This is a genomic window from Streptomyces sp. NPDC005803, from assembly GCF_040630435.1.
Lineage (GTDB): Bacteria > Actinomycetota > Actinomycetes > Streptomycetales > Streptomycetaceae > Streptomyces.
Window position 1 is genome coordinate 1 of sequence record NZ_JBEXXO010000042.1, and the last position, 23,949, is coordinate 23,949.

Annotated in this window: 26 protein-coding genes; 10 read left to right on the forward strand and 16 right to left on the reverse strand. The window is 67.8% G+C overall.

Annotated elements, in window-relative coordinates; all coding sequences use genetic code 11:
- Nucleotides 1-187: 187 nt before the first annotated feature.
- On the forward strand, nt 188-661 hold the full coding sequence (locus ABZ454_RS36185) for a helix-turn-helix domain-containing protein (protein WP_359543746.1): 474 nt from the start codon (nt 188-190) through the stop codon (nt 659-661).
- Nucleotides 662-815: 154 nt separating this feature from the next.
- On the opposite strand, the gene ABZ454_RS36190 is transcribed toward ABZ454_RS36185, so the two are convergent.
- The 4 genes from ABZ454_RS36190 to ABZ454_RS36205 form a co-directional block, all read right to left on the reverse strand.
- Nucleotides 816-1,784 carry a GlxA family transcriptional regulator gene (locus tag ABZ454_RS36190; RefSeq protein WP_359543747.1) on the reverse strand — a complete coding sequence of 323 codons (969 nt, stop codon included), beginning with the start codon at nt 1,782-1,784 and terminating at the stop codon, nt 816-818.
- Between the two features lie 7 nt (nt 1,785-1,791).
- Nucleotides 1,792-2,439 carry an HD domain-containing protein gene (locus ABZ454_RS36195; RefSeq protein ID WP_359543748.1) on the reverse strand — a complete coding sequence of 216 codons (648 nt, stop codon included), beginning with the start codon at nt 2,437-2,439 and terminating at the stop codon, nt 1,792-1,794.
- A gap of 415 nt (nt 2,440-2,854) precedes the next feature.
- On the reverse strand, nt 2,855-3,157 hold the full coding sequence (locus ABZ454_RS36200; protein WP_359543749.1) for an antibiotic biosynthesis monooxygenase: 303 nt from the start codon (nt 3,155-3,157) through the stop codon (nt 2,855-2,857).
- A 125-nt stretch (nt 3,158-3,282) separates the two neighbouring features.
- Entirely contained in the window at nt 3,283-4,128 is an 846-nt protein-coding gene (locus ABZ454_RS36205) for an alpha/beta hydrolase (protein WP_359543750.1), read from the reverse strand.
- A 128-nt stretch (nt 4,129-4,256) separates the two neighbouring features.
- On the opposite strand from ABZ454_RS36205, the gene ABZ454_RS36210 reads away from it, so the two are divergent.
- Nucleotides 4,257-4,733, forward strand: a complete 477-nt coding sequence (locus ABZ454_RS36210; RefSeq protein WP_359543751.1) for a helix-turn-helix domain-containing protein — start codon at nt 4,257-4,259, stop codon at nt 4,731-4,733.
- A 129-nt stretch (nt 4,734-4,862) separates the two neighbouring features.
- Nucleotides 4,863-5,468, forward strand: a complete 606-nt coding sequence (locus ABZ454_RS36215; RefSeq protein WP_359543752.1) for a CGNR zinc finger domain-containing protein — start codon at nt 4,863-4,865, stop codon at nt 5,466-5,468.
- Between the two features lie 251 nt (nt 5,469-5,719).
- On the opposite strand, the gene ABZ454_RS36220 is transcribed toward ABZ454_RS36215, so the two are convergent.
- The 4 genes from ABZ454_RS36220 to ABZ454_RS36235 form a co-directional block, all read right to left on the reverse strand.
- Complete coding sequence (locus ABZ454_RS36220; protein ID WP_359543753.1) at nt 5,720-6,508, reverse strand: enoyl-CoA hydratase/isomerase family protein; 789 nt, start codon at nt 6,506-6,508, stop codon at nt 5,720-5,722.
- A gap of 75 nt (nt 6,509-6,583) precedes the next feature.
- Nucleotides 6,584-7,474, reverse strand: coding sequence for an alpha/beta hydrolase (locus ABZ454_RS36225; protein ID WP_359543754.1), 891 nt, complete (start codon nt 7,472-7,474; stop codon nt 6,584-6,586).
- 27 nt (nt 7,475-7,501) lie between these two features.
- A complete protein-coding gene (locus ABZ454_RS36230; protein WP_359543755.1) occupies nt 7,502-8,737 on the reverse strand; it encodes an alpha/beta hydrolase in 1,236 nt (411 codons plus the stop codon).
- Nucleotides 8,737-9,462: a flavin reductase family protein gene (locus tag ABZ454_RS36235; protein WP_359543756.1), complete on the reverse strand. Its 726-nt coding sequence runs from the start codon at nt 9,460-9,462 to the stop codon at nt 8,737-8,739. Before ABZ454_RS36235 ends, ABZ454_RS36230 begins: the two co-directional genes overlap by 1 nt.
- An 811-nt stretch (nt 9,463-10,273) precedes the next feature.
- Between ABZ454_RS36235 and ABZ454_RS36240 the strand changes: the two genes are divergently transcribed.
- Genes ABZ454_RS36240 through ABZ454_RS36250 form a run of 3 tightly spaced genes read left to right on the forward strand, consistent with a single transcriptional unit; the run spans nt 10,274 to nt 12,063 of the window.
- The gene (locus ABZ454_RS36240) at nt 10,274-11,194 is read left to right on the forward strand and encodes an NAD(P)H-binding protein (RefSeq protein ID WP_359543757.1); all 921 of its coding nucleotides are present in this window, start codon (nt 10,274-10,276) and stop codon (nt 11,192-11,194) included.
- Between the two features lie 3 nt (nt 11,195-11,197).
- A complete protein-coding gene (locus tag ABZ454_RS36245) occupies nt 11,198-11,425 on the forward strand; it encodes a helix-turn-helix transcriptional regulator (protein WP_359543758.1) in 228 nt (75 codons plus the stop codon).
- Nucleotides 11,416-12,063 carry a transcriptional regulator gene (locus ABZ454_RS36250; protein WP_359543759.1) on the forward strand — a complete coding sequence of 216 codons (648 nt, stop codon included), beginning with the start codon at nt 11,416-11,418 and terminating at the stop codon, nt 12,061-12,063. Before ABZ454_RS36245 ends, ABZ454_RS36250 begins: the two co-directional genes overlap by 10 nt.
- 44 nt (nt 12,064-12,107) lie before the next feature.
- Here ABZ454_RS36250 and ABZ454_RS36255 read toward each other — a convergent pair whose 3' ends face one another.
- The 8 genes from ABZ454_RS36255 to ABZ454_RS36290 form a co-directional block, all read right to left on the reverse strand.
- On the reverse strand, nt 12,108-12,536 hold the full coding sequence (locus ABZ454_RS36255; protein ID WP_359543760.1) for an ATP-binding protein: 429 nt from the start codon (nt 12,534-12,536) through the stop codon (nt 12,108-12,110).
- Between the two features lie 291 nt (nt 12,537-12,827).
- Entirely contained in the window at nt 12,828-13,058 is a 231-nt protein-coding gene (locus ABZ454_RS36260) for a hypothetical protein (RefSeq protein ID WP_359543761.1), read from the reverse strand.
- A gap of 390 nt (nt 13,059-13,448) precedes the next feature.
- Nucleotides 13,449-14,210 carry a GNAT family N-acetyltransferase gene (locus tag ABZ454_RS36265; RefSeq protein ID WP_359543762.1) on the reverse strand — a complete coding sequence of 254 codons (762 nt, stop codon included), beginning with the start codon at nt 14,208-14,210 and terminating at the stop codon, nt 13,449-13,451.
- A 33-nt stretch (nt 14,211-14,243) separates the two neighbouring features.
- Nucleotides 14,244-14,828, reverse strand: coding sequence for a TetR/AcrR family transcriptional regulator (locus ABZ454_RS36270; RefSeq protein ID WP_359543763.1), 585 nt, complete (start codon nt 14,826-14,828; stop codon nt 14,244-14,246).
- Between the two features lie 129 nt (nt 14,829-14,957).
- On the reverse strand, nt 14,958-15,809 hold the full coding sequence (locus tag ABZ454_RS36275; protein WP_359543764.1) for an alpha/beta hydrolase: 852 nt from the start codon (nt 15,807-15,809) through the stop codon (nt 14,958-14,960).
- A 125-nt stretch (nt 15,810-15,934) separates the two neighbouring features.
- The gene (locus ABZ454_RS36280; protein ID WP_359543765.1) at nt 15,935-16,756 is read right to left on the reverse strand and encodes an alpha/beta fold hydrolase; all 822 of its coding nucleotides are present in this window, start codon (nt 16,754-16,756) and stop codon (nt 15,935-15,937) included.
- Nucleotides 16,757-17,746: 990 nt separating this feature from the next.
- The gene (locus tag ABZ454_RS36285; protein WP_359543787.1) at nt 17,747-18,118 is read right to left on the reverse strand and encodes a helix-turn-helix domain-containing protein; all 372 of its coding nucleotides are present in this window, start codon (nt 18,116-18,118) and stop codon (nt 17,747-17,749) included.
- Nucleotides 18,119-18,338: 220 nt separating this feature from the next.
- A complete protein-coding gene (locus ABZ454_RS36290) occupies nt 18,339-19,379 on the reverse strand; it encodes a hypothetical protein (protein ID WP_359543766.1) in 1,041 nt (346 codons plus the stop codon).
- 556 nt (nt 19,380-19,935) lie between these two features.
- On the opposite strand from ABZ454_RS36290, the gene ABZ454_RS36295 reads away from it, so the two are divergent.
- From ABZ454_RS36295 to ABZ454_RS36310, 4 genes are all read left to right on the forward strand, one after another.
- Nucleotides 19,936-20,559 (forward strand): TetR/AcrR family transcriptional regulator, encoded by a 624-nt coding sequence (locus tag ABZ454_RS36295; protein ID WP_359543767.1) that lies wholly within the window; start codon nt 19,936-19,938, stop codon nt 20,557-20,559.
- Between the two features lie 123 nt (nt 20,560-20,682).
- The gene (locus ABZ454_RS36300; protein WP_359543768.1) at nt 20,683-21,684 is read left to right on the forward strand and encodes an NAD(P)-dependent alcohol dehydrogenase; all 1,002 of its coding nucleotides are present in this window, start codon (nt 20,683-20,685) and stop codon (nt 21,682-21,684) included.
- Between the two features lie 334 nt (nt 21,685-22,018).
- Nucleotides 22,019-22,588, forward strand: coding sequence for a helix-turn-helix domain-containing protein (locus ABZ454_RS36305; protein ID WP_359543769.1), 570 nt, complete (start codon nt 22,019-22,021; stop codon nt 22,586-22,588).
- A gap of 99 nt (nt 22,589-22,687) precedes the next feature.
- On the forward strand, nt 22,688-23,947 hold the full coding sequence (locus ABZ454_RS36310) for an MFS transporter (RefSeq protein WP_359543770.1): 1,260 nt from the start codon (nt 22,688-22,690) through the stop codon (nt 23,945-23,947).
- Nucleotides 23,948-23,949: the final 2 nt, after the last annotated feature.

The window sequence follows — 23,949 nt, forward strand, 5'->3', positions numbered from 1 at the left end:
ACGCGGAGGCACAGAGCACCAGCAGCGTGACACCCGGCCGTGCTCTCGCCGAGGCCGCCACCCCCGCCGTCTGACTTGACTTAACCATAGTCAGGACTATACGCAGCCTGCCCAGCCTGGATTCATCTGGCTATGTAAAATCGGAGTCAGAAGAAGAGAGGGGGGTGGACAGATGGGAAGTCCCCGCATGGAACTGGTAGGTGCCCTGGCCGACCGTTCGCAGTGGACTGCGAGTGACTGCTCGATAGACGGCACCATGCAGGTCATCGGCACGCGGTCCGCCGTACTGCTCATGCGCGAAGCCCACTACGGCACGACACGCTTCGACGACTTCGTGCGCCGCGTCGGCATCACCGAGGCCGTTGCCGCGGCACGTCTCCGCGAGTTGGTGCAGGCCGGCTTGCTGGAGCGGCGCCCCTACCAGGAACCAGGCAAGCGCACGAGGCAGGAGTACGTCCTGACCGAGGCGGGCTGCGACCTTCAGCCGGTCCTGCTCGCCCTCATGCAGTGGGGTGACCGCCATCTCCCCCGGGACGACGGCCCGCCGCTGACACTGCACCACACCGACTGCGACGAACCTGTCGCGGTGCGGTTGCGCTGTGCGGCAGGACACAGCGTCGAGCCCGATGAGATCACCGTGCGTAAGGCACGAGGGCGGTGACCTGACCGCCGCTCGGAGGCTGGGACGCACCTTCGCGCGTCCCAGCCGGCGAGGGTCTTGAGCAGTTCGGCCAGAGCGCGCTGCCCCCGGCAGTTGCTTGCACCCGGGTGTCGGGGACTCTTCCCACCGGTCGGACGCCCGAGAATTCTTCAGGCTACGGCACCGTGCTGCGAAAACGCGCCCGATAGTCAGTCGGCGATATGCCCAAAGTGTGCCGGAACACTCTGCGCAGCGTCTCCGACGATCCAAAACCTGCCTGCTGCGCCACGTCCTCGACCGAACCCGCGTCACCTTCGAGCAGCGCGCGTGCCGCTTCCATTCTGACCGACTCCACGTACTGGCCCGGCGTCACGCCTACTTCGGCACGGAAGATCCGGGCCAGATGCCTCCGGCTCAGCCCGCCGACACCGGCCATGGAATCGATGGTGTGCTCTCCGGCAGGGTCGGCCGCCACCTGGTCCAGTACCCGCCGGACGGCCGCATGCCGCGGCTCGCGCGTGACGAGCCGGGCGCTGAACTGGGCCTGTCCTCCCGGCCTGGCCATGAATACGACCAGCTCTCTGGCCACAGCGCGTGCCACGTCTGCCCCGTAGTCCGTCTCGACCAGATGGAGGGCCAGATCGATTCCGGCTGTCACGCCTGCCGAGGTAATGACATGCCCGTCCTGGACGAAGATCGGATTGTCCTCCACACGAACATCGGGGTAGGCGGCTGCCAGCTGCGGTGCCAGCTCCCAGTGGGTGGCGGCCCGGTGTCCTGTGAGGAGTCCGGCCTCCGCAAGCACGAACGCACCGGCACACACCGACACCACGCGGTCCGCGCCCTCGGCCGTGCGACGCACGAGACCGATCAGCACGGTATCGGCGACGGCGGACCGCCAGGCCCTCCGGCCCGGCACCACCACGGTGTTCGGGCCGGAGGAGGAGCCGGCCTCCATGCCGTCGACGCCGATGGTCACCCCCGACGACGTCCGTACGCCCAAACCAGTGGGCGAAACGATCCGCACGTCATAGTCGGCGCCGTACCGATTGGCCGTGGTGAAGACTTCGACCGGGCCCGTCACGTCCAGCAGCTGAACACCGTCAAAGGCCACAACCGTGATCGTGTGCTGTTTTCCTGGCACGACCGGCCTACTCCTTCCAGGGGGAGTCGAGGATGGTCCGGACGAAGTCACCCCGTACGAAGCCGGGCACGAAGTGCTCCAGAACGTCGGTCTTGACGTTGCCGAAGGTGGTCTCGGGCTTGGGCCTGATGCCGTCGGTGAAGGCGTCGAGAATCTGGCGCTTGAAGTCGGGCCGCGGATGCAGGGCGACGATCTCGGCCCGGTCGGCGTCGGAGACGGCGTCGTAGCCGATACCGAGCACGTCGTATTCCACCCCGGCCGTGACGAGGGCGACCTCCGGCTCCATGTACTCCGGGATACCGGGCGTGGTGTGCAGGGCGATCGCCGCCCAGACCCGGCGAATGCTGTCCTCGGGCACGTCGTGCGCCCGCAGGAACTGCCGCGCCGCATCGGCACTGTCCACTTCGAAGCGCCGGCCACTGGTGTGGAACCGCTCCGCGAGACCGATGTCATGGAACAGGGCGCCGACGTAGAGCAGTTCGGGATCGAAGCTGAGGTCCCGGTTTTGGCCCTGCAGGCTGCCGAAGAAGTAGACACGGCGGGAGTGGTGGTAGATCAGTTCGCTCGTCGTGTCGCGAACGAACTCGGTGGTCTCCCGGGCCAGCTTCGTTGCGGGGATCTTCACACCCGCTGCGATGGTGGAGTCGATGGTCATCTCATGCGCCTCGTTCCGTTTTGCCGTTGCCTGGTCGGCCGACACTCCGTACAGCCTTCTCCCCCGGCACCGGCGGCCGCCATGGCTGGATGGCCGTGTATCCCACAGATCGGGACATCAAGTGATTTCCGGTGGCTGCGGTGCCCACAAACACGGCACCAGTCGGCGGCAGCTGGCGTACACCGGTATGCAGCGGGCCAAAATTGCGGGGCCGCCGGTCGGCCACCGTACCGGCCGGTGGCCGGTGTCCGAGGCCCGGACAGATCAGCTGGAGATCCGTTCAGGGCGCCGGCCTGCTGCTGGAGTGGAAGTGCCGCGCCTCTGCGCCCGCCCCGTGCCCACATGGCGACGTGTCCTGGCGGTGGCGGCCGGTCGTCACCGCCAGGACCCGGGCGGGCATCGGCCCGACCTGTGATCAGCCGGGGAGCTTCGTGGCGAGCAGATCGACGGGAGTGATCGTGGGCGGCGCGCTGAAGAGCTCGTCGCCGCGAGCCTCGATCTGCTGCCGCACCTTGCCCTGGAGGTGGGTCTCGCGGTCCTCTTCCGTCTCGAAGGCGTCAAAGATGCGGAACGACGTCGGACCGAGCCGGAAGGCGAACCAGGCCAGGGTGCCCGGCTCCGCGTCCACGAGTTCCTTGGCGTCGACCAGGAACTGTGCGACGTCCTCCTCCTTGCCCGGTCGGGCTTCGAACTCCACGAAGAATCCGTATGCAGGCATGCTCTCTCCTTCTTCCGGGTGTGGTGGGTATGAGGGGTGCGGGCCGTTCATGAAGCGGTCCGCGGCGACCGGTACGAGTCGCCACGGGCCGCGCTCAGAACGTCACGCGGGAGGGGTGATGCGCCTCAGCGGTCGAGGAAAGTGTGTACGACCTCGCCGAACTCCTCCGGGTGCTGGAAGAGGAAGGCGTGACCGGCCCCGCTGTAGAAGACGGTGCGGGCGTTCGGCAGTTTCTGGGCCATGGCGAACGAGTTGCCGGAGTCGACCATCACGTCGTGCGAGCCGTTCGCCACCAGGACCGGGAGCTTCAGCTCCTCCAGGCGGGACCAGGCGGCACCGGTTCCGCCGGCCCAGCGCTGGATGGCCTGAAGCTGCTTCGACCACTGCTCGGCCGGCACATCAGCCTTCGACTTCTCGAGTCGGGTCTCCAGCCTGGCAAGAGACTCCTTGCCCAGACGCACTCCTTCGTCGTTGAGGCCGAAGAAGAGGTGCAGGAATCCCTCCTCGGAGGTCACCGGCGCGGTCATGTACTCCACCACGCGCTGCTCCAGCTCGGGTGTGCCGGGCACGCCGCCGGGGCCGCTGCCCGCGACGATCAGCTTGCGGACCAGCTCGGGACGGCTCAGGGTGACCAGCTGCGCCACGAAGCCGCCGACCGACCAGCCGAGCAGATCGACCTGCTCCAGCCCGAGAGCGGTGAGGAAGTCGATGGCCGCCTCCGCCATGCCTTCCATCGTGGCGGGCACCTCGCCGGTGCTCTCGCTGATGCCGGCGTTGTCGAAGATGATGACGCGCCGCTCCTTCGCAAGGACCTCCAGGAACAGCGGGTCCCAGTGATCGAGGGTGCCGCGGAATCGCTGCAGGAGGACCAGAGGCGGGGTCGCGTTCTGCTGACCGAAGTCGCGGTAGGCGTAGCGGGCGATGGCGCCTTCGGCGTGGCGGGTCTCCGCGACATCGGAGATGTAGGCCATGAGAGGACCTTTCAGAGGGTTGCTTTTTGCTATCCAGTACAGTTAAGCCGCGTAAGCCACTTGAGTCAACCTCCTGGCCTGCTAAGTAACGTTTGACAACCCACTAATCGGTGGATACCCTGACATGCGTGAGAAGACCCAGGACACCCGACCCGCGCGTTTGCTCCATCGACGCCGCCATGCAGGTGCTGGGCGAGAAGTGGGCCATGCTCGCCCTCCGCGAGATCACCTTCGGCACCCGCCGTTTCGATGAGATCGTCTTCAACACGGGCGCCGCACGGAACATCCTCGCCGCCCGGCTCAGGTCGCTGGAGGACGCCGGGGTCATCACCAAGATGCAGTACGAGACGAGCCCGCCGCGCTACGAGTACGAACTGTCCGATGCCGGGAAGCAGCTGTTCACCATCCTGCACAGCATCCGGGACTGGGGTGACCACTACGCCCGGACGGATCCGGAGAACATCGTCGTGTTCCGCCACAGCTGTGGAGAGGCCCTGCGGCCCGAGATGCACTGCGCGGCGTGCGGGGAGGTCCTGGACCCCGACTCCACCATCACGGCGGACCGCGACGTGCATCAGTCGGATCTCATCCCGGCCGGAGGGTGAATCTCCCGCCGACTGCCGGGCCCTGTCCCGACGCCCGCCCGAGGGGGAGGACAGCCACCCGGCAATAGGTGTAATATTCACGTCTATTGCATTCTGTAGAAAATCGGCTGCGGTTGGAGACTTGCCCTCATGTCATGGCCTGCCACCGATCGATACGAGATCCAGACCGCACCAGACGGTCTGGCCTTCGTCCAGGACCTGCTCAACACCCTCTCGGCAGGAAAACCCCGCGAAACCGATCTCCTTCTGGACCGGGGAACCGCGCAGACCTGGCTGAACGAGAGCTGGGGTCATCAGAGCCTGCAGCTCACCCGGCCGCCGGTGGAACTCGGCGACGAGGACGTGGAACGCCTCCGGGCGTTCCGCGACGGCTTGCGCGAGCGGCTGTCACCGGCCGCCGAGGGGGCGCAGCCGGAGCACGCAGCCGTCCCTCAGCCGGAGGCCGACGCAACACTTCGGCTCTCCCCCGACGGAACCGTTCACGCGGAACCGGCGGGCAACGGGTGGAACGCCGTCGTCTCGCTGGTCCTGATCGAGATCCTCAATGCGCAACGGACCGATCAGTGGCGGCGGTTGAAGGTGTGCCGCAGCGAGCGATGCCGCGTCACGTTCTTCGACCGGTCACGGAACAACAGTGCCGTCTGGCACGACGTGCGGCGCTGTGGCCATCCTGCCAACCTCCGCGCCTACCGGAACCGGCAGCGGGCGCAGCGGGACGAGCACTCGGCCGTCTGAGGACCGGGGCCGTACCGGGACCGGACATGCCGTCCCGGCCACCGCGCTGGCGGGCGGTGTGTCATGACGACGTGGGGGCGCCGGGCAGCAGGCCCGTCGGCCTCGGTGCTCGAACCGCCACCCGCGCGTCAGTCTCCCTGACGGGTCCTGGAGCGGGCAGTCATTACCAGTCCGGGACCGGTGCCTGGCCCCGCCGGGGCAGGCGGTCACGTGGCGGCGCCTACCGGTGTCGCGCAGGCCCGGTGGCGAGGTCACCGGCCCTGGAAGTCCAGGACCGGGCGCGGCTTTCCCGCCTTCAGCGCGTTCACCGCCGATTTCAGGCCCGCCTGGCCGTCCTCGCTCTCGAACAGGGGAAGCGCGATGTCGAACATGGCCTCATCGGCCGCGGCCACACCTCCCACCCGCCAGGCGCGCAGCAGCGCCTTGTGAGCCGCGTAGGCCCGGGTCGGGCCGCTGGCGAGCTTCTCGGCGAACCGCTTGGCCTCCTCGTCGAGAACGGCGTCCGGCAGGACGCGGTTGACGACGCCGGCCTGGACCATCGCCGTGGCGGTGATCTGTTCCGACGTCAGGGCCCACTCCGACGCCCGGGCCTGACCGGCCCGCTCGGCCGCGCGGTAGATACCGCCCAGCAGGGTGACGAGTCCCAGTGACTGCTCCGGGTGACCGAAGCGCGCGCCCTCGGCGGCGAAGATGACGTCGGCGCGCAGGGCCAGCTCGAAGCCGCCGCCGAAGCACAGGCCCTGCACGGCGGCGACGACCGGCAGGGGAAGGCGCTCGAACTGGTTGAAGGCGTTCATGTAGCGCTCGAACAGCCCGCGCAGCTCGCGCTGGTTCATGTCGGGCCACTCCATGATGTCCCCGCCGAAACTGAAGTCCGGGCCGTCGGCGCGCAGCAGAACCGCGCGGGCGTCACTGGCGGAGATGGCGTCGAGCGCGGTGCTGAGCTCCTGAAGGAGTTCCGGGTCCAGCCGGTTCTGGGGCGGGTTCTGCAGGACGATGGTCGCCAGACGGTCGTCGATCGTGTACGTGAGATGAGACATGTGCTTCTTTCCTACGCGGAGGGGCCCCACGGCCGGCAGCCGGGGACAGGCTGATCGGATGACGCTTGCCGCGTCTCACCCGAGGTGGCACGTGAACCAGTCGCGAGCGGCGCCGCTGGCGGCCGGGAACTCGGACAGGTAGGGCGCGAAGTGGCCGCCGTCGACCAGGCGCAGCTCCTTGGGCTCAAGGGCACGCTCGTAGGCGGCAAGCATCAGGTCGGTGACGGTGATCGGGTCGTGCTTGGCCACCACCAGCAGCAGCGGTGTGGGAGACACCCGGGAGATCCAGGCGCCGGGCTCGTACATGCGGGCGGCGAAGTTGGACCTGAGGGTGATCTCGTTCTGCCAGCCCTCCGGGGCCGTGCTGAGGTAGAAGTCGACGGCGTCGGAAGCACGGTAGGAGGCCGGGACAGAAGGGTCGGAGCTGACGATCGCCTGGGTCCGCGGGGTTTCCCCCCGGAACTGTGCGCGTTCGTCCTCGGCAAAGACCTCGTTCAAGCCGGCCACCGCGTCTGGCGGGACGCGGCGCAGCCCCTGCTCGTATCCGCTGATCGTCGGTACCTGGGCCACGACGCAGCGCAGCCGCCGGTCCGTGGCGCCGAGCACGATGGCGTGGCCGCCGGAGTAGCTGGTCCCCCACAGTCCGATCCGGTCGGCGTCGGCCTCGGGGCGGCTCTCCAGGTAGGAGATGGCGCGTCGCCAGTCCTTGATCTGCTGCCAGGGGTCGATGTCGTTGCGTGGGGTGCCGTCGCTGTCGCCGAAACCGCGGTGATCATGGAGAAGGACCGCGAAACCCGCCTCGGCGAACACCTCCGCGAACAGGGTCAGACGCTGTTCCTTCACGCCGGCGAATCCGTGCGCCATCGTGATGGCCGGATGGGGCCCCGGCCCGTCGGGCAGATAGAGCCAGCCGCGCAGGGTCACTCCGGATTCGGCTTCGAACTCCACGTCTTCACGTGTGGCCATGGTGTGCTCTCATTCCCTGCTGGTCGGTCAGTCGGCGGAGTGGAAGTGGCTGGCGTCGACGGTGCCGTCGAGACGCTCGCGCATCTCCATCGAGAACTTCAGTGCCGCTCCGAGGGGACGGTGGTGAATGGCCACGTGGTTGATGCGGCCGTCGGCGCCCTTGGTGAGAACGGTGACGCCGAAGATCTGGAGACCGCCGAAGGCCGTCGCCTCCCATTCCAGGTAGGTCCGCCGTCCTGCCTTGGCCTCCCGCACGAATTCGAGAGACTCGTAGATACGGCTCGCCTCGGTCATCGTGGCTTTGACCTGGTCACGCCCCTCGATCGGTACGGCCAGCACACTCGCCTCGAGGGCGATGTCCTCGGAGAACGCGGCGGCGAAGTCCTCCGCGGTCTTGCTGGCGAACGCGCCGCGCCATCCGCTGCCCGCCGCCTCAAAGGGCTCGGCAGTGGCTGACGCCGCCGCGGGCAGAGTGGTCAGGAACGCCTTGATGTGGTCCGCCACCGCGGCCGGGGCCTCCACGTGTGCCCAGTGTCCGGCCTCCGGCACCGCGAAGCTCTCCGCCCACTTGAATCGCGGCAGGACACCGGTCGTGACCATGTCGTCCGTGACGAAGCCGTCATCGGCCCCGCGCCCGACGAGGACCGGCCCGCGGTAGACGCTCGCCTCGCTGCCCCGCGGGTGCCCCTCGTTCCAGCAGGTGACCAGGTCGCGGACCACGTCAGGCTGGAGGCGTGTTCCGACCACGACGAGGCGGTCCAGCTCTGCCTCGGGCAAGGAGGCGGACAGCTGCAGACGTACGGCGCGCTGTTGTTCGGGGTGCCCGCCCAGGGATCGGAACTGCTGGGCGACCTCGTCGGGGAGACCGACACCGGCCAGGGGAACCGGGGAGAGGAGGACCATGCCCTGGACGCGGTCGCCGTGGTCCGCGGCGACCAGTTCGACGACGAGCGTGCCCATGCTCTGGGCGACCAGGACGACGGGCTTGTCCAGCGCGTCCACGACGGCACCGACGTCGTGCGCGAAGCGGTTCAGGTCGAACGGCCCGCTGGACGAGGTGCGCTCACCGCTGCCCGCCAGATCGAGCTGGACGTACTCGAAGCCGGGCATGGCCAGGGCGTCGATCATCCCGTCCCAGACGTATTGGTCGTCCAGGAAGCCGTGCACGAAGACGAGAGCGGTGTCGCCGGCTCCGCGTCGCTTGAATCTGATGTCGCTTTCGGCGACGCGCTCTGTCCTGCTCAGGGCGCTTGTCCTGCTCATCACTTGGACCCTTCGCTCATCGTGGAACCGGACGGCGACCAGCTGTCGGTGTCGATGGGCGACCAGTCGGCGGCCCGCTCATCGAGTCGGTGCATACGCTGCCTCGCGTGCGCTTCGACCAGGTCGTCGTCGAGTGGAGTGGTGAAGACGGTATTGACGAGGGTGTATTCCGCTGCCAGGCGGCCGACGGCGGGAATGGCCGCCGTGTCGATCCTGCCGCCCTCCAGGTACAGGTCGTCCCGGACGTAGAAGCGCACCACTTCGCCCCACACGACGTGGTCCAGGCTGCCCTCGATGGGAATGATGCGGTTGAGTTTGCACTCGAAGGCGATCGGGGCGTCCTTCACCCGCCGAGGCCGCACCGCCTGTGAGGGCTCGGTCTCCAGGCCCAGGGCGGTGAACTCGTCGACGTCGGTTTCGAACTCGAAGGCCGAGCGGTGCAGGTGGTCCGCGAGGGGCAGTGTCGCCATGTTGATGACGAACTCACCTGTGTCACGGATGTTGACGAAGGTGTCCTTAAGGGTGATTCCGTCCGACCTGGGCTGCATCGAGATCGAGAGGAGGGGTGGTTTGCGGCCGACGGCGGTGAAGAAGGACACCGGCGCGAGGTTTCCCACCCCGGCCACAGACTCCGTACTGACCCAGGCGATCGCGCGAGGGATGATCCCCCCAATAAGCAGCTTGTAAGACGACTTGGTGTCCAAATCTGCGGCATCGACAAACATCGGTGCACCTTTCAGGCTGACGTTCCTGTGCGACCCCGATGGCGCGCGGACGTCCGGGGTGCGTTCTCCGCCCCTGGTCGGCCTGTGTGTCCAGCAGGACCCACTTGACCCCCGCCGAGCCAGCACAGGGGGCGAGGGAGTTCGGTCTCCTCGCCCCCAGGGTGAAATAACTGTATTGGCTATGGCTATTTCACGCAAGGTTCGGGCATGTTTCCCTGTCGGCATGGACACGTGGGTGCAATCACCCACCCGACCGCCGTCGGACCGCTCGACACCAGGGCGACGCGGGTCGAACCGCCGGCACGCCTTCGATCCCCAGCCTGGCGGCCACCCGAGCGGCGACGGGCGGACCCCCTTCGGGCAGGGAGACAGCACCCGAGGTTCCGGCACTTGACGACAGGTGAACTCCCCGCACCAGAGGCCGTGTTCGCCGCCGCACCGCCGGGTCGCGGTGGGCGCCCGAGCCGGCCGCCCACCGCCCCCGCCACCCATCACCGCGCCCCCTCCTCTCCGACCTCGCCTTTGCGTAGTCAGGTACGCCTGTGTATCGTGCTGACTATACAAAACCAAAGCTAGATGCCCGTTCGGTTGAGGACTGAACGGGTGACCGGGACGCTCCCGCCCGGCTCATCGGCGCCCGAGGCCGGGAGCCCCCTGCGCTCCCGGCCACCCTGTCGCCTCGAGCGACCCGCATGGCGAGCGTGGGCCGGCCGCACGCCCGTTCGCCTCCCGACCGCCGGCGCCTCGTTGTCCGGCGCTGTCCCGGCCGCCTTCGGTCGCGACAGCCATGACGCTCAGAAGGGACACCGCAATGTCCGCACAGGAAGACCGCCTCTTCCTCATCACAGGCGCGACGGGCACCACGGGCAAGGAGACCGTGCGCCTGCTGCGGGAGCGAGGGCACCGCGTCCGTGCCCTCGTCCACAGGGAGGACGACCGCTCCCGGGCGCTGGCTGCCGCCGGCGCCGAGATCGCGGTTGGGGACCTTCTCGACTTCCATGACGTGAGTGAAGCGGTGCGCGGCGTGAGCGGCGCCTACCTCTGTTATCCCATCGGACCCGGCCTGGTGGACGCCACGGTCATCTTCGCGCAGGCCGCCAGCGAGGCCGGCGTCCGGTCGGTGGTCAACATGTCGCAGATCTCGGCTCGGCGGGAAGCGGTCAGCAATGCCGCACGCCAGCACTGGCTGTGCGAGCGTCTCCTGGATCGCACCACTTTGCTGACCACCCATCTGCGGCCGACGTTCTTCGCCGAGTGGCTCACCTGGTGGTGGGGGCTCCAGGACGGCAAGGGTGTCCTCCGTCTCCCCCTGGGAGAGGGCCGTCACGCTCCCGTTGCCGGAGTCGACCAGGCCCACGTCATCGCCGCCGTGCTCGAGAATCCGGAGCCGCACGACCGCCAGGCCTACCCGCTGCACGGCCCGGTCGAGATGGATCACCACGGCATCGCACAGGCCGTGTCCACGGCGCTGGGCATCCCGGTCAACTATGAGCCCATCAGCGTGGCCGAGTTCGCCGAGGGGCTGGCTTCCCTGGGGAAGTCCACCCACCTCATCCAGCATCTGAGCAACGTGGCCGTCGACTACCAGAACGGCGTCTTCCAGGGTACGAACAACCTCATCGAGGTCATCGGCAACCGCAGCCCCCTGTCTGTCGAGGCCTTCGTCGACGAGCACAGGGATGCCTTCGCCCGGAGCGGCTCACACTTCGTGCCCGCGGTGGAGTCGGACTGACGCATGACCACTCCGGTGGTTCGAGGGAGCTACCTGCGGTTCCTGAGATCCCGGCTCGGGCCGGAGGACACCTCGGTGTCCTCCGGCCCGAGCCGTCGTCGGGTCAGAGGGCTGCGACGCGAAGAGGTCGCCACGGCGGCCGGCATCAGCGTCAGCTACTACACGCGCATCGAGCAGGGGCCGACGTCCCGCCCGGCGTTCTCGACTCCCTCGCACGGGCCTTGCGGCTGACCGCCGAAGAGACCCGGGATTTACACCATCCTCCTGATCACGCCGACGACCGGTGGATCCTTCCGGCTCCGCGACGTCGAGCGGATCGCCAAGCGGTTGCTCCCGTGCTCGCGCAGATGCTGGACGCCCTGGCCGGCACTCCTGCTCTGGTCATGAACCACCGCATGGACGTGCTCCGGTGGAACCGCCCGGCGGCTGCGGTGCTGGGCGACTTCGCTCGCCTGCAGCGGTCCGATCGCAATGCCGCCAGGCTCGTCTTCCTCGATACCGGGTGGCGCTTGCTCAGCAACCGGAGCGGGTACTCCCGGCTCTGTGTGGACCATCTGCGCCGGGCGGCGGAACGGGATCCCGACGACGCTGCCCTCGTCGGCCTGATCGGCGAACTGTCCGTCAAGAGCCCCGGGTTCCGGCAACACTTCGCTCAGCGGCCGAGACAGCGGAGGTCACCCGTGATCAATGCTCACCATCCGAGCACGGGTCCTGTGCGGGCGGTGGTCGACACACTCATCATGGCGCACCATCCATGTCAGACACTGCTGATCGCCCATCCTCTCGACGGCACTGCTGCCGAGGGGATCCGCTGGCTCACGGATGCGACGGCGGCCGGGGGCGGGGCACCTCACGCCCCCGTGGACTGAGCCCTTGCGCGCGAGGGCCCCGCCCTGCGCGGGCAGGCCCTTTGTCACGCGTCAGCGAGAACCGTGGCGGTGACCTGGGTTCCCGTACTCGTCCGCCGGATCTGCACGGCCTCGGCGTAGGCCTCGACAAGCCGCAGCCCGCGCCCGTGCAGATCCTCCTCGTCGGCAGTTCCCTGTCCCGGTTCCCTCCAGGAGCCCATGTCCGACACCCGCACCCCGACCGTGCGCTCGTCGCAGAACAAGTAGACGGTCACGTGGGGACTGCCGCTGTGCTCACAGGCGTTGGTGACGAGCTCCGTGACGATGAGCGCGAGATCCTCCCTCGCACGATCGCCCCTGCTCCACCTGGTGACTGTCTGCCGGGCGAAGGCCCTCAGTTCGGGTACCGCGGCGGGCGTGGCCGCCATGACCCGCAGGGCGTACGGAGTGGCAGCGAGCGCGAACGACCTGCGCAATGCACGCGTAGTACTCATGAACGTCCCATCTCCTGGGGACTGGACGACGAGCTCCCGACCGTGAGCGGGCGGCACGGGCCGGGGTCGGCCCGTGCCGGGAAGCACCGCTCTCGGTGCGGTGGCCGCCGTCGGTGGCGTCGGCCGGGGCGGGCTCGCCGGCACTGCGGGCCGCGCGCCGTGTGCCTCCGAAGTTCGGCTCCAGCGAACCGATTCTCGAGCGAGACACCAGTCAAACATGCGGCGGTTTGAATTTCAAACCATCCGGTGGTTATGTTTTCGACAACTTCGGCGCGAGGCAGGCAGGGCGGTCTACACCTTGCCGAGGAGTTTGCGCACGGTCTGCACGATTTCCTCGTTGGTGTAGGCGTGACCGCCGATTCCCCATCCACCCGGAACCGCTTCTGTCAGCGCCACCCATGTGCGCTCTTTAAGCGAGGCATCGCCGGCTGCCTTTGCAATGAGGGCGGAGATATCCTTGATCAGACCCAGCTGCTGATCTCGGTTCAGGGCACCAGCGTTGGTGGTGACGTTGACCCGCACATGATCGCTGCTGCCGTCGGCGGTGGAGAAAGCCGCCTGCTCCAGCTCATGGATGTAAGCCGCTGTGTTTTCGGTGACGAAGGGAATGACCGGGACCTTCTCCTAGCGCATGACCGTGTCGGCCAGTTCCCTGGCCAGGGCTTTCTTGTCGCCGAATAGTCCGGTAGGAGCGTACACGTTGAGCATCGGCATGATGTTCTGTCCACATCTGGAGGAGTGAGGAATTGTGAAAGCAGGCTGACTCGGCGACGGGGAGACTGACAAGAACGGCCGGTTTCACTCTCCGGCCTGCGTCCGCCGTCTCGCCGTCCCTGAGTCAGGGTGCCACCGCCTGACAGCAGTCGCTCACAGCCGCCGCCTGGTCATGTCATCGCGCGGCAAGAGACGCAGTCAGCCTTTCATGAACAGTCGGTATCGGGCGACCTCTTCGAAACCCATGCGCTCGTACACCGGAGTTCCCATACGGCTGGCCTGCAGACTTCCCGTACGCATCCCCCGTTCCCGCCCCTCGTTCAGTGCGGCAGCCGTCAGCGCCGCGCCTATCCCGCGCCCCCGGTACTCCTTGAGGGTGCCGACGACGTAGATGCCGGCGATCTCCTCATGGTGGTACAGGGCCGCTGTGCCGACGAGTCGGCCGTCGACGTAGCCGGAGAAGCGAACGAGGATGTCGGACGTCTCGGACCTGGCCGATTCCAGACGCTCTATGTCCTCGGGCGGCGCCTGTATCCCGAAGGCCGCCGTGTAGCAGTGCACCCAATCGGTCAGGTCGGCCGCGCACTTCACCTTCCGGATCTCAAGTCCGGCCGGTGGCGGGACACTTCGGACGCTGTCGAGCGCGATGGCCATGACGGGCATGGAGCCGATTTCCTCGTAGCCGTGGTCAGCGAGGTCGGCGGCTGTCGTGTCGTCGCTGTCCGGCCCGACCCACCACAGCCAGGGCAGACCGGAAAGGGCCTGCTCGATCTCTGGCAGTTCCTCGGCCACTCGCGCGCCGCCGAAGGAGACGACTCCATTGAGCTGGGCGTCGGCGACACCGCTCCGGAAAAGGAAAAAATCCTTCCTCCGCTGCTTCTGAGCACCATAGCCGAGCCAGTACTCACGGGCGTTGGCCAGGTGCCTGGACACCTGGCGTAACTGCATGGATCCGTCCATGATCCTCTTTTTCGCGTGACGTTCGGTCCGGTGCTACGCCGCGATCAGACTGCGTGCGGCACGGCCGAAGGATGCTGCCGCCGTTCGACCGTCGCTCAGGTAGCCGGCCACCATGGCGCCGTCGCGCAGGGCCACCATGATGTCGGCTCCGTACGCGGGATCGGGGTGACCGCCATCGCGCAGTGCCTGCGCGATGGCTCCGTGGAACCAGGAACGGTGCGTCAGGACCGCCTGATGAACGCTGCTGCTGCTGTCGGAGTACTCAGCCGCGGCATTGATGAACGGGCAGCCCCGGAAGCCCGGCGCGCAGATTTCCTCCCCGATCCCGTCGATCAGCAGTCCCAGTGCCTCCTCGGGACCGGTGGCGTGCGTCACCCCGTACTCCACTCGGGCGCGGATACGCTGGTCCTCCGCCTGGAGGTATGCGGTGACCAGGTCTTCCTTGCTCGGGAAATGACGGTAGAAGGTGGCGCGGGTCACCTCGGCCTCAGCGATCACCCGGTCCACGCCGACCGCGCGGATGCCTTCGCTGTAGAACAGCCGGGCCGCGGTGGACATGAGACGGTCTCGTGCGGCGGACCGCTGCGGGCTCTTGGGGTGGTCACGTTCGGCTTGCACAGCCATAGCGTATGGACCCTTCTCGAGGCGAGGCTGGCCCGGGCAGGCGAAAGCGGCGCCGTGCCGCCGAAGCCGCCTCTGGGGTCGCGGAGTGCGCGACCACAGAGGCGGCCGGGGCGGTGCCTTCGGCTACTTCGCGGTGGTACGCGCGGCCTGATCGATGACGTGGGAGACCGTGGTGGGGTTGGTCAGCAGAACATCGTGCGGTGCGTAGACCTCGCTCGTGTGGGCGTGGGCGCGCTCGGCCATGAAACGCTCGGCGGCCGGCGGGATCAGGTGATCGTTGCCCGCCACGAGGTACCACGAGGGGATGGCCTCCCAGGCGGGGGTGCCGGTGGGCTCACCGAGCGCCTGAGGGGTGACCGGGCGCTGGGCCGCGGCGAGAACGGCGGCGTCGCTGGAGCTGATGCTGTTGCTGAGGAAGACGTCGCGGAACTTGTCCGTCTTGATGTAGAGGTCGACGTTCGTCGTGCCGTTGTCATTGAACGGGACGGGGTTGAGCGCCGTCGGGATCTGAGCGTTGGGATCGTCGCTGATGTGGCTGCCCGGGAACTTGGCAGTGAGTTCCGAGGCGTTCTCGCCCTTGTCCGGCGCGAAGGCCGCGACGTAGACGAGTGCGGAGACGTGCGAGTTGCCGGTCGCCGCCTGCGTGATCACGGAGCCGCCGTAGGAGTGCCCCACGAGCACGATTGGGCCGCTGATGGTCTTCAGGTAGTCGGCGAGGTAGTTGGCGTCGCTGGAGAGACCGCGCAGCGGGACTGCCGGGGCGGTCACCTTGTAGCCATCGGCCTGAAGCCGCTTGGTGACACCCTTCCAGCTGGAGGCGTCCGACCAGGCCCCGTGTACGAGGACCACGGTGGGCTTGCCGGCCGAGGAAGTGGTGGCCACGTCGGTGGCCTGGGCGGACTGGGTGAGCACAGTGGCGGCGGCCAGGGCCGCCAGGGTGGCCCCGGCAGCGATGGCGATGGATCGACGCTTCATGATTCGGTTCTCTCTTCAGCGGATTGCGCGAGCTACCGGCGACGCCGGAGGCTCGGAGGTGAGTAGTCGGGTCGCCGGCATCCCGTCGTTCGCCCGGAGGACAGGCGGGAGTTCGGCGGCATGGCCTAACGCAGGACGGTGGCGTGGTCCACGGCCCAGGTCAGCGCGTAGTCGGCGACTTCGCGCCAGCCTTCCTGACCGATCGTGAGGTGGGACCGGCCGGCATATTCCTGGTACTCGGTGATCGCCGTGGACTTGCCGTACAGGCGTGCGTTGGCCCGGTTGACCTTGGGCGGCACGATGTGGTCGGCCCCTCCCGCGATGAACAGGAGCGGTGCGCGTCGGTCATTGCTGAAGTCGATGCGCGTGGGAGCCTGGGAGTTGAAGTTGGCGAACGCACCCTCGAACAGGACTCGTGCCGGTCCGGGGACGTGGTAGCGCTCGTACGCTGCCAGCGACTGCTCATCACTGAGAGTGTTGGCGAAAGCGTAGTGGAACTGCTTGGCCGACAGGCCGACGGCCTTCCGCTTGTTGGCGGGGTTGCGAAGTACCGGCCAGGTCGACCGCAGGGTGGAGAAGGGCAGTGGCAGTACGCCCTTGACTGCCGCAGAGTCGATGGCGACACCGGCGGAGCCGAGGCCGCGGTCAAGGAGCAGTTGGACGATGGTCCCGCCGAACGAGTGGCCTATGAGGATGGGCGGTTGTTCCATCCCTCGCACGACGGCGTCATAACGGTCCACCACTTGCTGCAGGCCGATGCCGGCCATGCCCGAGGGATCCACCCTGAGGTCCTCGACCTCTCCCTCCACTCCCGGCCAGGCCGGGGCGGACACCTGGAGGCCCTGGGACGTGTAGTACTCGACCCAGTGCTCCCAGCTGCGCGGAGTCACCCACAGGCCATGGATGAGGACGACCGGCGGGGCGTCCTGAGCATTGCTGAACCTCATGTCGACTCCAAAAGGGAGAACGTTCTGTCTACTGAGAAGAGACTAAGTCGCTTCCCGTGCGCCAGTCAAGCCGCGCCAGGGCGATTTGGATGCGACTTAGGTAACATGCGTAGCGCTTTCGCTCCTATCGTGGCGTTCGCGGGGCGACTCAGCGAAGGAGGGGGCGCGCGCCAGAGGGTGGCACAGCCCGCCGCAAGGCCTTTTCGCGGCATTTCCGGTCGGGCCTGGTACAGCGCGGGACCCACCGTCGCGGCGACAGCGGCCGCCGCCCTTGCGGGAAACTCGCCCACGTCACCGTCGGCGTCCAGGGCCAGGTGGCGCTCGCCGACCGGACCGCCGCATGCCCGCTCGGCAGCCCATGCCGTGGGGGACTTGGGTGTCGGGGTCCGCAGGCGAGAAAGAGGGGACGAAGGCAGCATGCAGCCCCCGCCGGGCACCGGGCAGCGTGCTCAACCCGCTGACACTGACACCTGTACGGCTTCGGCGGGACCGATACGGGGCCCGCGCGAAGCGCCCTCATCGCCGCGTCGGGAGGGGAACGGGTCGATGGAGAGGCCGGTGACCACGTCGAGGCGCCAGCACAAACCGCCGCGCACTTTCGGTCGCAGCGACGCACGGCATACGTCGGTACTCGCGGGCCCCGCTCCCTGTCCGCGCCTGCGCCAAACATCCTGTGCAGGACGCGAGCAGCGGCTGGACCAGCATGTGGTCCGCGTGTATCAGGTCAACGGCACACCCCGGTCCCAGGTCGGACGCCCCGGCCTCAACGGCCCAAAAGGCGGGGCATGTCAGGCAGGTCGGCCCTGCCGCTGCAAGCCGGTGGGACGTCCGTCCGCGGACTGCCGTCGGGGGCAGCCACCGGCAGGCGGGGCAGCGACGGTGCCGGGAAGGCGCACACGGCGAAGGAGGCGCGCACACGGCTGGTCGAGGCGTTGCGGTGTCTGCTGCCCCATGTTGTTCTCTCTCCTTGCGGCTACGTGTGAGTCGGCGTCAGTCGCGGCCCGTCCGTGCCACTCCGACCTGGCGGGGATGGAGTTCCCGTCCGTCCTGGCCGCCGGTCAGTTTCAGACGCGCGATCGGCTCGCCGGTCGTCCTGTCCACCAGAGGCGGCGGGTGTTCGTCGGGTGCGAAGAGGTGGTCCTGACCCCTTTGGCGCAAAGCGGCCAGTACCAGGCGAAGCGACTCCCCCTTCTCGGTCAGCACATATTCCTGGTAGGAAGTGCCGTCCGAGGCCGCCTGCGTCCGCAGGATGCCATGGTCCACGAGGGTGCTCAGCCGGGTGGCGAGGACGTTCTTCGCCAGTCCGAGGCTCCGGTGGAACTCGCCGAAGCGGCGGACTCCGTCCAGCGCGTCCCGCGCGATGAGCTAGGACCACCAGTCCCCCACCTGGTCCAGTGAGCGGGCCACGGGACAATCGGCGTTCTCGAATGTCTTCCTGCGCACGTCGGGTACTCCTCGCACCGGTTCAGCCGGCAGTGACTCACCGCTTCTGACGGACAGATGTCGTCTCGTCTGCTGCGGCTGTGGGGTCTTTGCTCTGCCGCTCCACCATAGATCGGCTGGGGAAGTGCGAGCGCGGCCGTCAGGCCCTGTGCTCGCCTCGCGGCCGCGGCCGCGGCCGTGTCCGAAGGGCGTGGGCGATCGAGGCAACGGCCAGTACGGCGAATGTCAGGCTCACCGCCGCGAGCACTGTCCAGGTGACCGGCCGCCAGGCGGATACGCCGGTGCCGTGCATCCATCGAAGGGTGAAATTGGCGGTGGCGGCGAGCGGAAACGAGAAGGTCCAGAAGCCCGCATGGAACGACTGCTGGCGCAGATCAGGCAGCAGACACGCGATGATGAGCAGAGTGAACGCCACGAGTCCGGCGAAACCGAATCCGACGGCATCGACGGGGCCCGGATGCGCCGCCAGCCACGCCAGGCCACCGGTGGCCGGCGGGATACCGAGCACGGTCAGCGTCGGGCGGGCCCGCTGGGGAAGCCCGGGATTGGCCACCAGACTGCCGAGCACGACGGTGCCGAAGGCGAGCCAGTACAGCAGTCCCACGGCAAAGGCCCCCTCCGCGACCTCTGGCAGCCGCAGGCTGCTCGCTGTAATGCTGGCGATGAAAGGCCCCGACGACACAGGCAGCAGGTAGCCCGGGTGAAGAGGAGAGGAACTGAGGGTACCGGTCAGCCAGTGGGCCAATAGCCGGGCGGCGACCACGGCGGCGGTCAGGGCGAACGCCGCGTACGCCCAGCGAGCGGCGTCCAGTCCGAACCGGGAGAAGTGCCCGGCGAAGAGCATGCCGACTATGGGGACGTAGGCGAGCGCGAATCCCTGGCCTGGGTGGCTGAGGTCCTGACGCAGATTCACCCAGCGCGCTCCGCCGTGGCGCACGTATTCGGCCAGCAGGACCAACCACACCAGCCCGCTGACGGCGAACAGCGCGTCACTGACACCGATGGGCGCGGAGACTGTCGCCGTCGCCGACTGCCAGGCCCCGCCAAGGCCCGCGGCGCCGAGTGAGATGGAGAGCAGCCCGATGCGCTCGGCCCGTCTCGTGCGGCGCAGTGCGTCCGGATCGGCCGAGGGCGCGAGAGTCCCGCCCGGGGTGCCCCGCTCCCTTTGCTCTGTTGTCACGGGTGGTACGTCGTCGGTCGGGGGTGTGTCCACGGGCGCTGGGCCACTGGCCACCGAGTTCATGGGTACCTCAAAAGGTGCAGGCCGCGTACGGTCCCGGTGTCGGCGGACTTCTTCGTCCTTCCGACTTTCCTGGGGCTGGTGCGCACAGGCCGATGGCCCGCTCGCACCATGCGTGGCGGTGAGGGTGTCGCCCGGCCTGCCCGATCGGCCTGCCGTTGATTCCTAACAGAGTCGGCAGAGGCTGAGGAGCCGCGTCATGGACCCGTAGGGGCACCGACAGCATCGTCGGGCATGGGTGTCATGACGACCAGGTAGTTTCGATACTAAACCAGTTAAGTGAGTCCGGCAAAGGCCACAGTTAGTAGGGCAATGGCCTGACTGGTGGCGCCGAGGTGAACGGGTCACCGCGGCGCGGCGGGTTACCGTCACCTGACGGGCCGGGCGGTGAGACGGCCGACGCTCGCCCGAGGGGGAATCAGAAGCCGTCCGTGGCACTTGGCAGCACCGTAGGATCGGAACTCACTGACGGGGGGAGACAGAGAGAGGTGAACCGATGGGACGGGCGTCACGAGCCCAGGCAGCGAAGCACCGGGAACAGCTCGTCGCCGCCGCTTCCGGACTGTTCCAGGAGCGGGGCTCCCAGGTCAGTCTGGTGGAGCTGACTGGCGCCGTAGGACTGACCACCGGAGGTTTCTACCGGCACTTCGAGTCGAAAGAAGCTCTCCTGGGAGAAGCCACTGCTCATGCTTTCAAGGAGGTGCGCGCACTGCTCGACGGCTTCGAAGCGGCACATCCCGGGGATTACGGTGCAGGACGAGTCGGTTTGATCGACTACTACCTGTCTCCGGGGCACCGAGATGAGACGACGCATGGCTGTCCCGTGTCGGGACTGAATGCGGCCATGTCTCACCAGCCTGCGCACTCGCAGGCCAAGCGGCACTACGTGGACGGGGTGCAGGAACTGGCCGCCTGGCTCGAACCCACCCCAAGCACGGCTGGGCAGTCACCTTCGGTCGGCGGACCTGACAACGCGGTCACCCAGGTGTCCGACGAGGCCTACGCTAGGCTCTGCGCCCTGGTCGGAGCACTCGTTCTCGCGCGAGCGACCAGCGGTTCGGCCGTCTCCGAGCGGATACTGACATCAGCTCACAGGGCGCTTGGCGCAGCGGACGACTGAGGCTTCCCGGCGGGGTGACACAGGCTGCTCGACGAGGTGAATAGATGCCTCATGTAATCTATTTAATGAGCGTGTCTGGCTCACATCGCAGCAGCACGCCATCTCACGCGAAGGAGAAGCGACATGAGGGCTGCAGTCGTCCAGCGTCCTGGCGACGAGAAGCCGGTGGAGGTCGTCGATCTGCCCGATCCCGGTCATCCCCGACCGGGTGAGGTGCGGGTCCGGGTCCATGCGAGCGCCTTGAACTATCACGACAACATCGTCATGGCCGACCCTTCCACGACGGTGGGGCACATCCCCTTGGCCGACGGCGCCGGCCTGGTCGAGGCCGTCGGTGACGGGGTGACCGAACTCTCCCCCGGCGACTCGGTCGTCGCCCGCTTTTTCCCCACCTGGCAGGCGGGCAACCCGGTCATCGACCATTTCGGCACCACACCCGGTATCGGAATGCCTGGTTACGCACGTGAGGTCCTGGTGGCACCGGCCGCTCAGTTCGACCGCGCGCCGCGAGGGTACAGTCACGCCGAATCCGCGACCCTGACCGTCGCGGGTCTGACGGCGTGGTCCGCGCTGATGGGCGACGGCGGGATCAAACCAGGCGACACCGTGGTGCTGCTGGGCACCGGCGGCGTGTCCATGTACGCCCTGCAGTTCGCCAAGCAGGCCGGGGCCACCGCGATCGTCACGTCCTCGTCCGACCACAAACTGGAACGCGCCAGCGCCCTGGGGGCGGACTACGTGGTCAACTACCGCACCGTGCCCGACTGGGGAGACCACATCCACCAGTGGACCGGCGGCGGCGCGGACCTCGTCCTGGAGGTGGGCGGCCCTTCCACCCTTCCCCAGTCGATCCGGGCGGTCCGCATCGGAGGACAGATCTCCATGATCGGAGTCCTGACCGGAGTTTCCGGCGAGGTTCCGACCGGGGAGATCGACATGAAGCAGCTCAGGCTGCGGGGGGTCCTCGTCGGCAATCATCAGCAGCAGCGCGAGATGATACGCGCCATCGAGGCGTCGGACATTCGACCTGTGATCGACCGCACCTTCCCTCTCGAAGAACTCGGCGAGGCCCTGCGCTACTTCACGTCCGGTGCCCACTTCGGCAAGGTGGTCGTCGAAATCTGATCCCGAGCGGGGCACAGTCCGGCCGCCGTCGCGCGTGCTCGACTCACCGACCGACGTGCGCGGCGTGCCGGTGCGAATGGCGGGGGCGGACAGTGCGGTGCAACGGACGATGCGGTCGGCGCGGCACGGCCCTCGGCCCGCCAACCGCATCGGTATGCCGCGGTCGACACCGGTCCGCGTTGCGGGCGGAATATCTGCTCCGAGCCAGGACGCGATGCGCCGCCCGGGGACACGTTGCGGACGGGAAGGTGCCCAGGCACTGTGACGGGCTTCTCGTTGTTTTATTTGCACCGATCGGTCTCATTATCTAGGCTGCAGGACGGGAGGTGTCCTCATGGCACGAACAAAGAGCTTCGAACCGGCCGTCGCCCTGGAGAAGGCGATGATCGAGTTCTGGTGGCACGGCTACGAACGGACCTCCACCGACGCCCTGACCGCCTCGATGGGCGTCGGCAAACGCAGCCTGTATGACACATTCGGCAGCAAGCACGATCTGTATCTGCGGACTCTCGTCACCTACATCGAGCGCGCGGAGGCCTCACACGCCGAGGCGGTCGAGGCGGTGCCCCACGCTGGACTGCCCCGGGTACAAGCCCTTCTGCGCTCACGCGTGGAGATACCGGGCTGTCCCGCCGGCTGCTACGCGGTCAACGCCGCCATGGAGCGCCCGGACGACCCGGAGGTGCTGGCAGCCGTCACGGGTTACTTCACGCGTTCACGCGACCTCATCACCTGGCTTCTGCGCCAGGAAGCCCGGTGGGCCGATGTGAACTCGGAGCAGCGCAACAGCGCCGCCGAAACAATCCACAACACCTGGCTCGGCCTTCGCGTCCAGGCCCGCCTGGGCCGGCCGGACCTCGAACTCGATGCCGATACGGGCGAGCTGCTCATCCGCTTCCACTGAGACTACCCTTCGCCCCGAATGCGGCAATCCGGGTTCTTCATGCCAAAATTCCGCACTGATCAGTCTCAAAAGATCTCTCCACCGAAAGCTGGAAACGCCATGCCCTCACCGCACTCCCACGCCCGCGACACCTCGCGACATCCGCTGATCGCGGTCGTCGCCATCGCACTCGGCGCCTTCTCCGTAGTCGTCTCGGAGTTCGTGCCGGTCGGCGCGCTCCCCCAGATCAGCACCGGCCTCGGCATCAGCGAAGGCACCGCCGGCTTGATCGTCACTCTCCCCGCGCTCTCTGGTGCTGTTGCCGCCCCAGTGGCCACCGTCCTCGTGCGGCACCTCGACCGGCGGCTGGTGATCATCGGTCTGACCGCCCTGATCGCCGTGTCCTGCGTCCTGTCCGCCGCGGCGCCGAATTTCGCGACATTGCTGGTGTCCCGACTGATCCTCGGCATCAGCATCGGCGGAGTCTGGGCCACCTCGGTGTCGGCGGCGGCCCGGCTCGTTCCCGCCCGCATCGTCCACACCGCGTCATCAGTGGTCTTCGGAGCGATCGCGGTCGGATCCGTCGTCAGCGTTCCCAGCGCCAGCCTGATCGCCACTCACGCCAACTGGCAGATGACGTTCATCGCTACCGCGGCCGTCGCACTGCTGTCCGTCGTCGTCCAGGCGCTCGTGCTGCCGAAGATCCCCGCAGCGGACCGCGTCACCATGGCGCACTTCTCTCCGCTGCTGCGTTCCCTGCCCGCGAGCGTCATTCTCACGGTCGTCCTGCTCGTGGTCTTCGCCCAGTTCAGTGCCTACACCTTCATCGTTCCCTACCTGCACGAGGTCACGTCCCTCAGCACCGGCGCCGCCAGCGGCCTGCTGCTCGGTTACGGTCTTCTGACCATCGTCGGCAACTTCGGGGGCGGCGCCCTTCTCGGGCGCAGCATCCGCGGCACCGTCATAGCCACCCTTGTCTCAGGTGTCGCCGGACTGGTCGCACTGAGCGCGGGCGGAACCGTCACCGTCGCCGTCTGCGTGGGGCTCGCCCTGTGGGGCCTTGCCTGGGGCAACGCTCCCGTGGCATTGCAGCACTGGCTCTACACCCTCGGTCAGGACAAGTTCTCCGCCGAAGCGGTCAACGCCACGTTCACCGCCGTCGTGCAGGTGGCTGTGGCAGGTGGCTCGCTGTTGAGCGGCGTGGCCGTCAACATCTCCGGCGTCCGCAGCTCCGCCGTCCTGGGAGCGGTCGCCAGCGGTGTCGCCTGCGCCGTCGCCCTCGTCTTCATGGCGGCCACCTCACGCCGCAGTGCCACCGCGACGCCAGAGCCGTCCTTCGTCAGCGTCCCGGACGACGTCCGGACAGCCGCCGTCGACTGACC

Bases quoted from the DNA above. Each gene is read 5' to 3' on its own strand.
- ABZ454_RS36185 (WP_359543746.1), top strand. From the start codon at position 188: ATGGAACTGGTAGGTGCCCTGGCCGACCGTTCGCAGTGGACTGCGAGT.
- ABZ454_RS36195 (WP_359543748.1), bottom strand. From the start codon at position 2,439: ATGACCATCGACTCCACCATCGCAGCGGGTGTGAAGATCCCCGCAACG.
- ABZ454_RS36200 (WP_359543749.1), bottom strand. From the start codon at position 3,157: ATGCCTGCATACGGATTCTTCGTGGAGTTCGAAGCCCGACCGGGCAAG.
- ABZ454_RS36205 (WP_359543750.1), bottom strand. From the start codon at position 4,128: ATGGCCTACATCTCCGATGTCGCGGAGACCCGCCACGCCGAAGGCGCC.
- ABZ454_RS36215 (WP_359543752.1), top strand. From the start codon at position 4,863: ATGTCATGGCCTGCCACCGATCGATACGAGATCCAGACCGCACCAGAC.
- ABZ454_RS36220 (WP_359543753.1), bottom strand. From the start codon at position 6,508: ATGTCTCATCTCACGTACACGATCGACGACCGTCTGGCGACCATCGTC.
- ABZ454_RS36225 (WP_359543754.1), bottom strand. From the start codon at position 7,474: ATGGCCACACGTGAAGACGTGGAGTTCGAAGCCGAATCCGGAGTGACC.
- ABZ454_RS36230 (WP_359543755.1), bottom strand. From the start codon at position 8,737: ATGAGCAGGACAAGCGCCCTGAGCAGGACAGAGCGCGTCGCCGAAAGC.
- ABZ454_RS36235 (WP_359543756.1), bottom strand. From the start codon at position 9,462: ATGTTTGTCGATGCCGCAGATTTGGACACCAAGTCGTCTTACAAGCTG.
- ABZ454_RS36240 (WP_359543757.1), top strand. From the start codon at position 10,274: ATGTCCGCACAGGAAGACCGCCTCTTCCTCATCACAGGCGCGACGGGC.
- ABZ454_RS36245 (WP_359543758.1), top strand. From the start codon at position 11,198: ATGACCACTCCGGTGGTTCGAGGGAGCTACCTGCGGTTCCTGAGATCC.
- ABZ454_RS36255 (WP_359543760.1), bottom strand. From the start codon at position 12,536: ATGAGTACTACGCGTGCATTGCGCAGGTCGTTCGCGCTCGCTGCCACT.
- ABZ454_RS36265 (WP_359543762.1), bottom strand. From the start codon at position 14,210: ATGGACGGATCCATGCAGTTACGCCAGGTGTCCAGGCACCTGGCCAAC.
- ABZ454_RS36275 (WP_359543764.1), bottom strand. From the start codon at position 15,809: ATGAAGCGTCGATCCATCGCCATCGCTGCCGGGGCCACCCTGGCGGCC.
- ABZ454_RS36280 (WP_359543765.1), bottom strand. From the start codon at position 16,756: ATGAGGTTCAGCAATGCTCAGGACGCCCCGCCGGTCGTCCTCATCCAT.
- ABZ454_RS36295 (WP_359543767.1), top strand. From the start codon at position 19,936: ATGGGACGGGCGTCACGAGCCCAGGCAGCGAAGCACCGGGAACAGCTC.
- ABZ454_RS36300 (WP_359543768.1), top strand. From the start codon at position 20,683: ATGAGGGCTGCAGTCGTCCAGCGTCCTGGCGACGAGAAGCCGGTGGAG.
- ABZ454_RS36305 (WP_359543769.1), top strand. From the start codon at position 22,019: ATGGCACGAACAAAGAGCTTCGAACCGGCCGTCGCCCTGGAGAAGGCG.
- ABZ454_RS36310 (WP_359543770.1), top strand. From the start codon at position 22,688: ATGCCCTCACCGCACTCCCACGCCCGCGACACCTCGCGACATCCGCTG.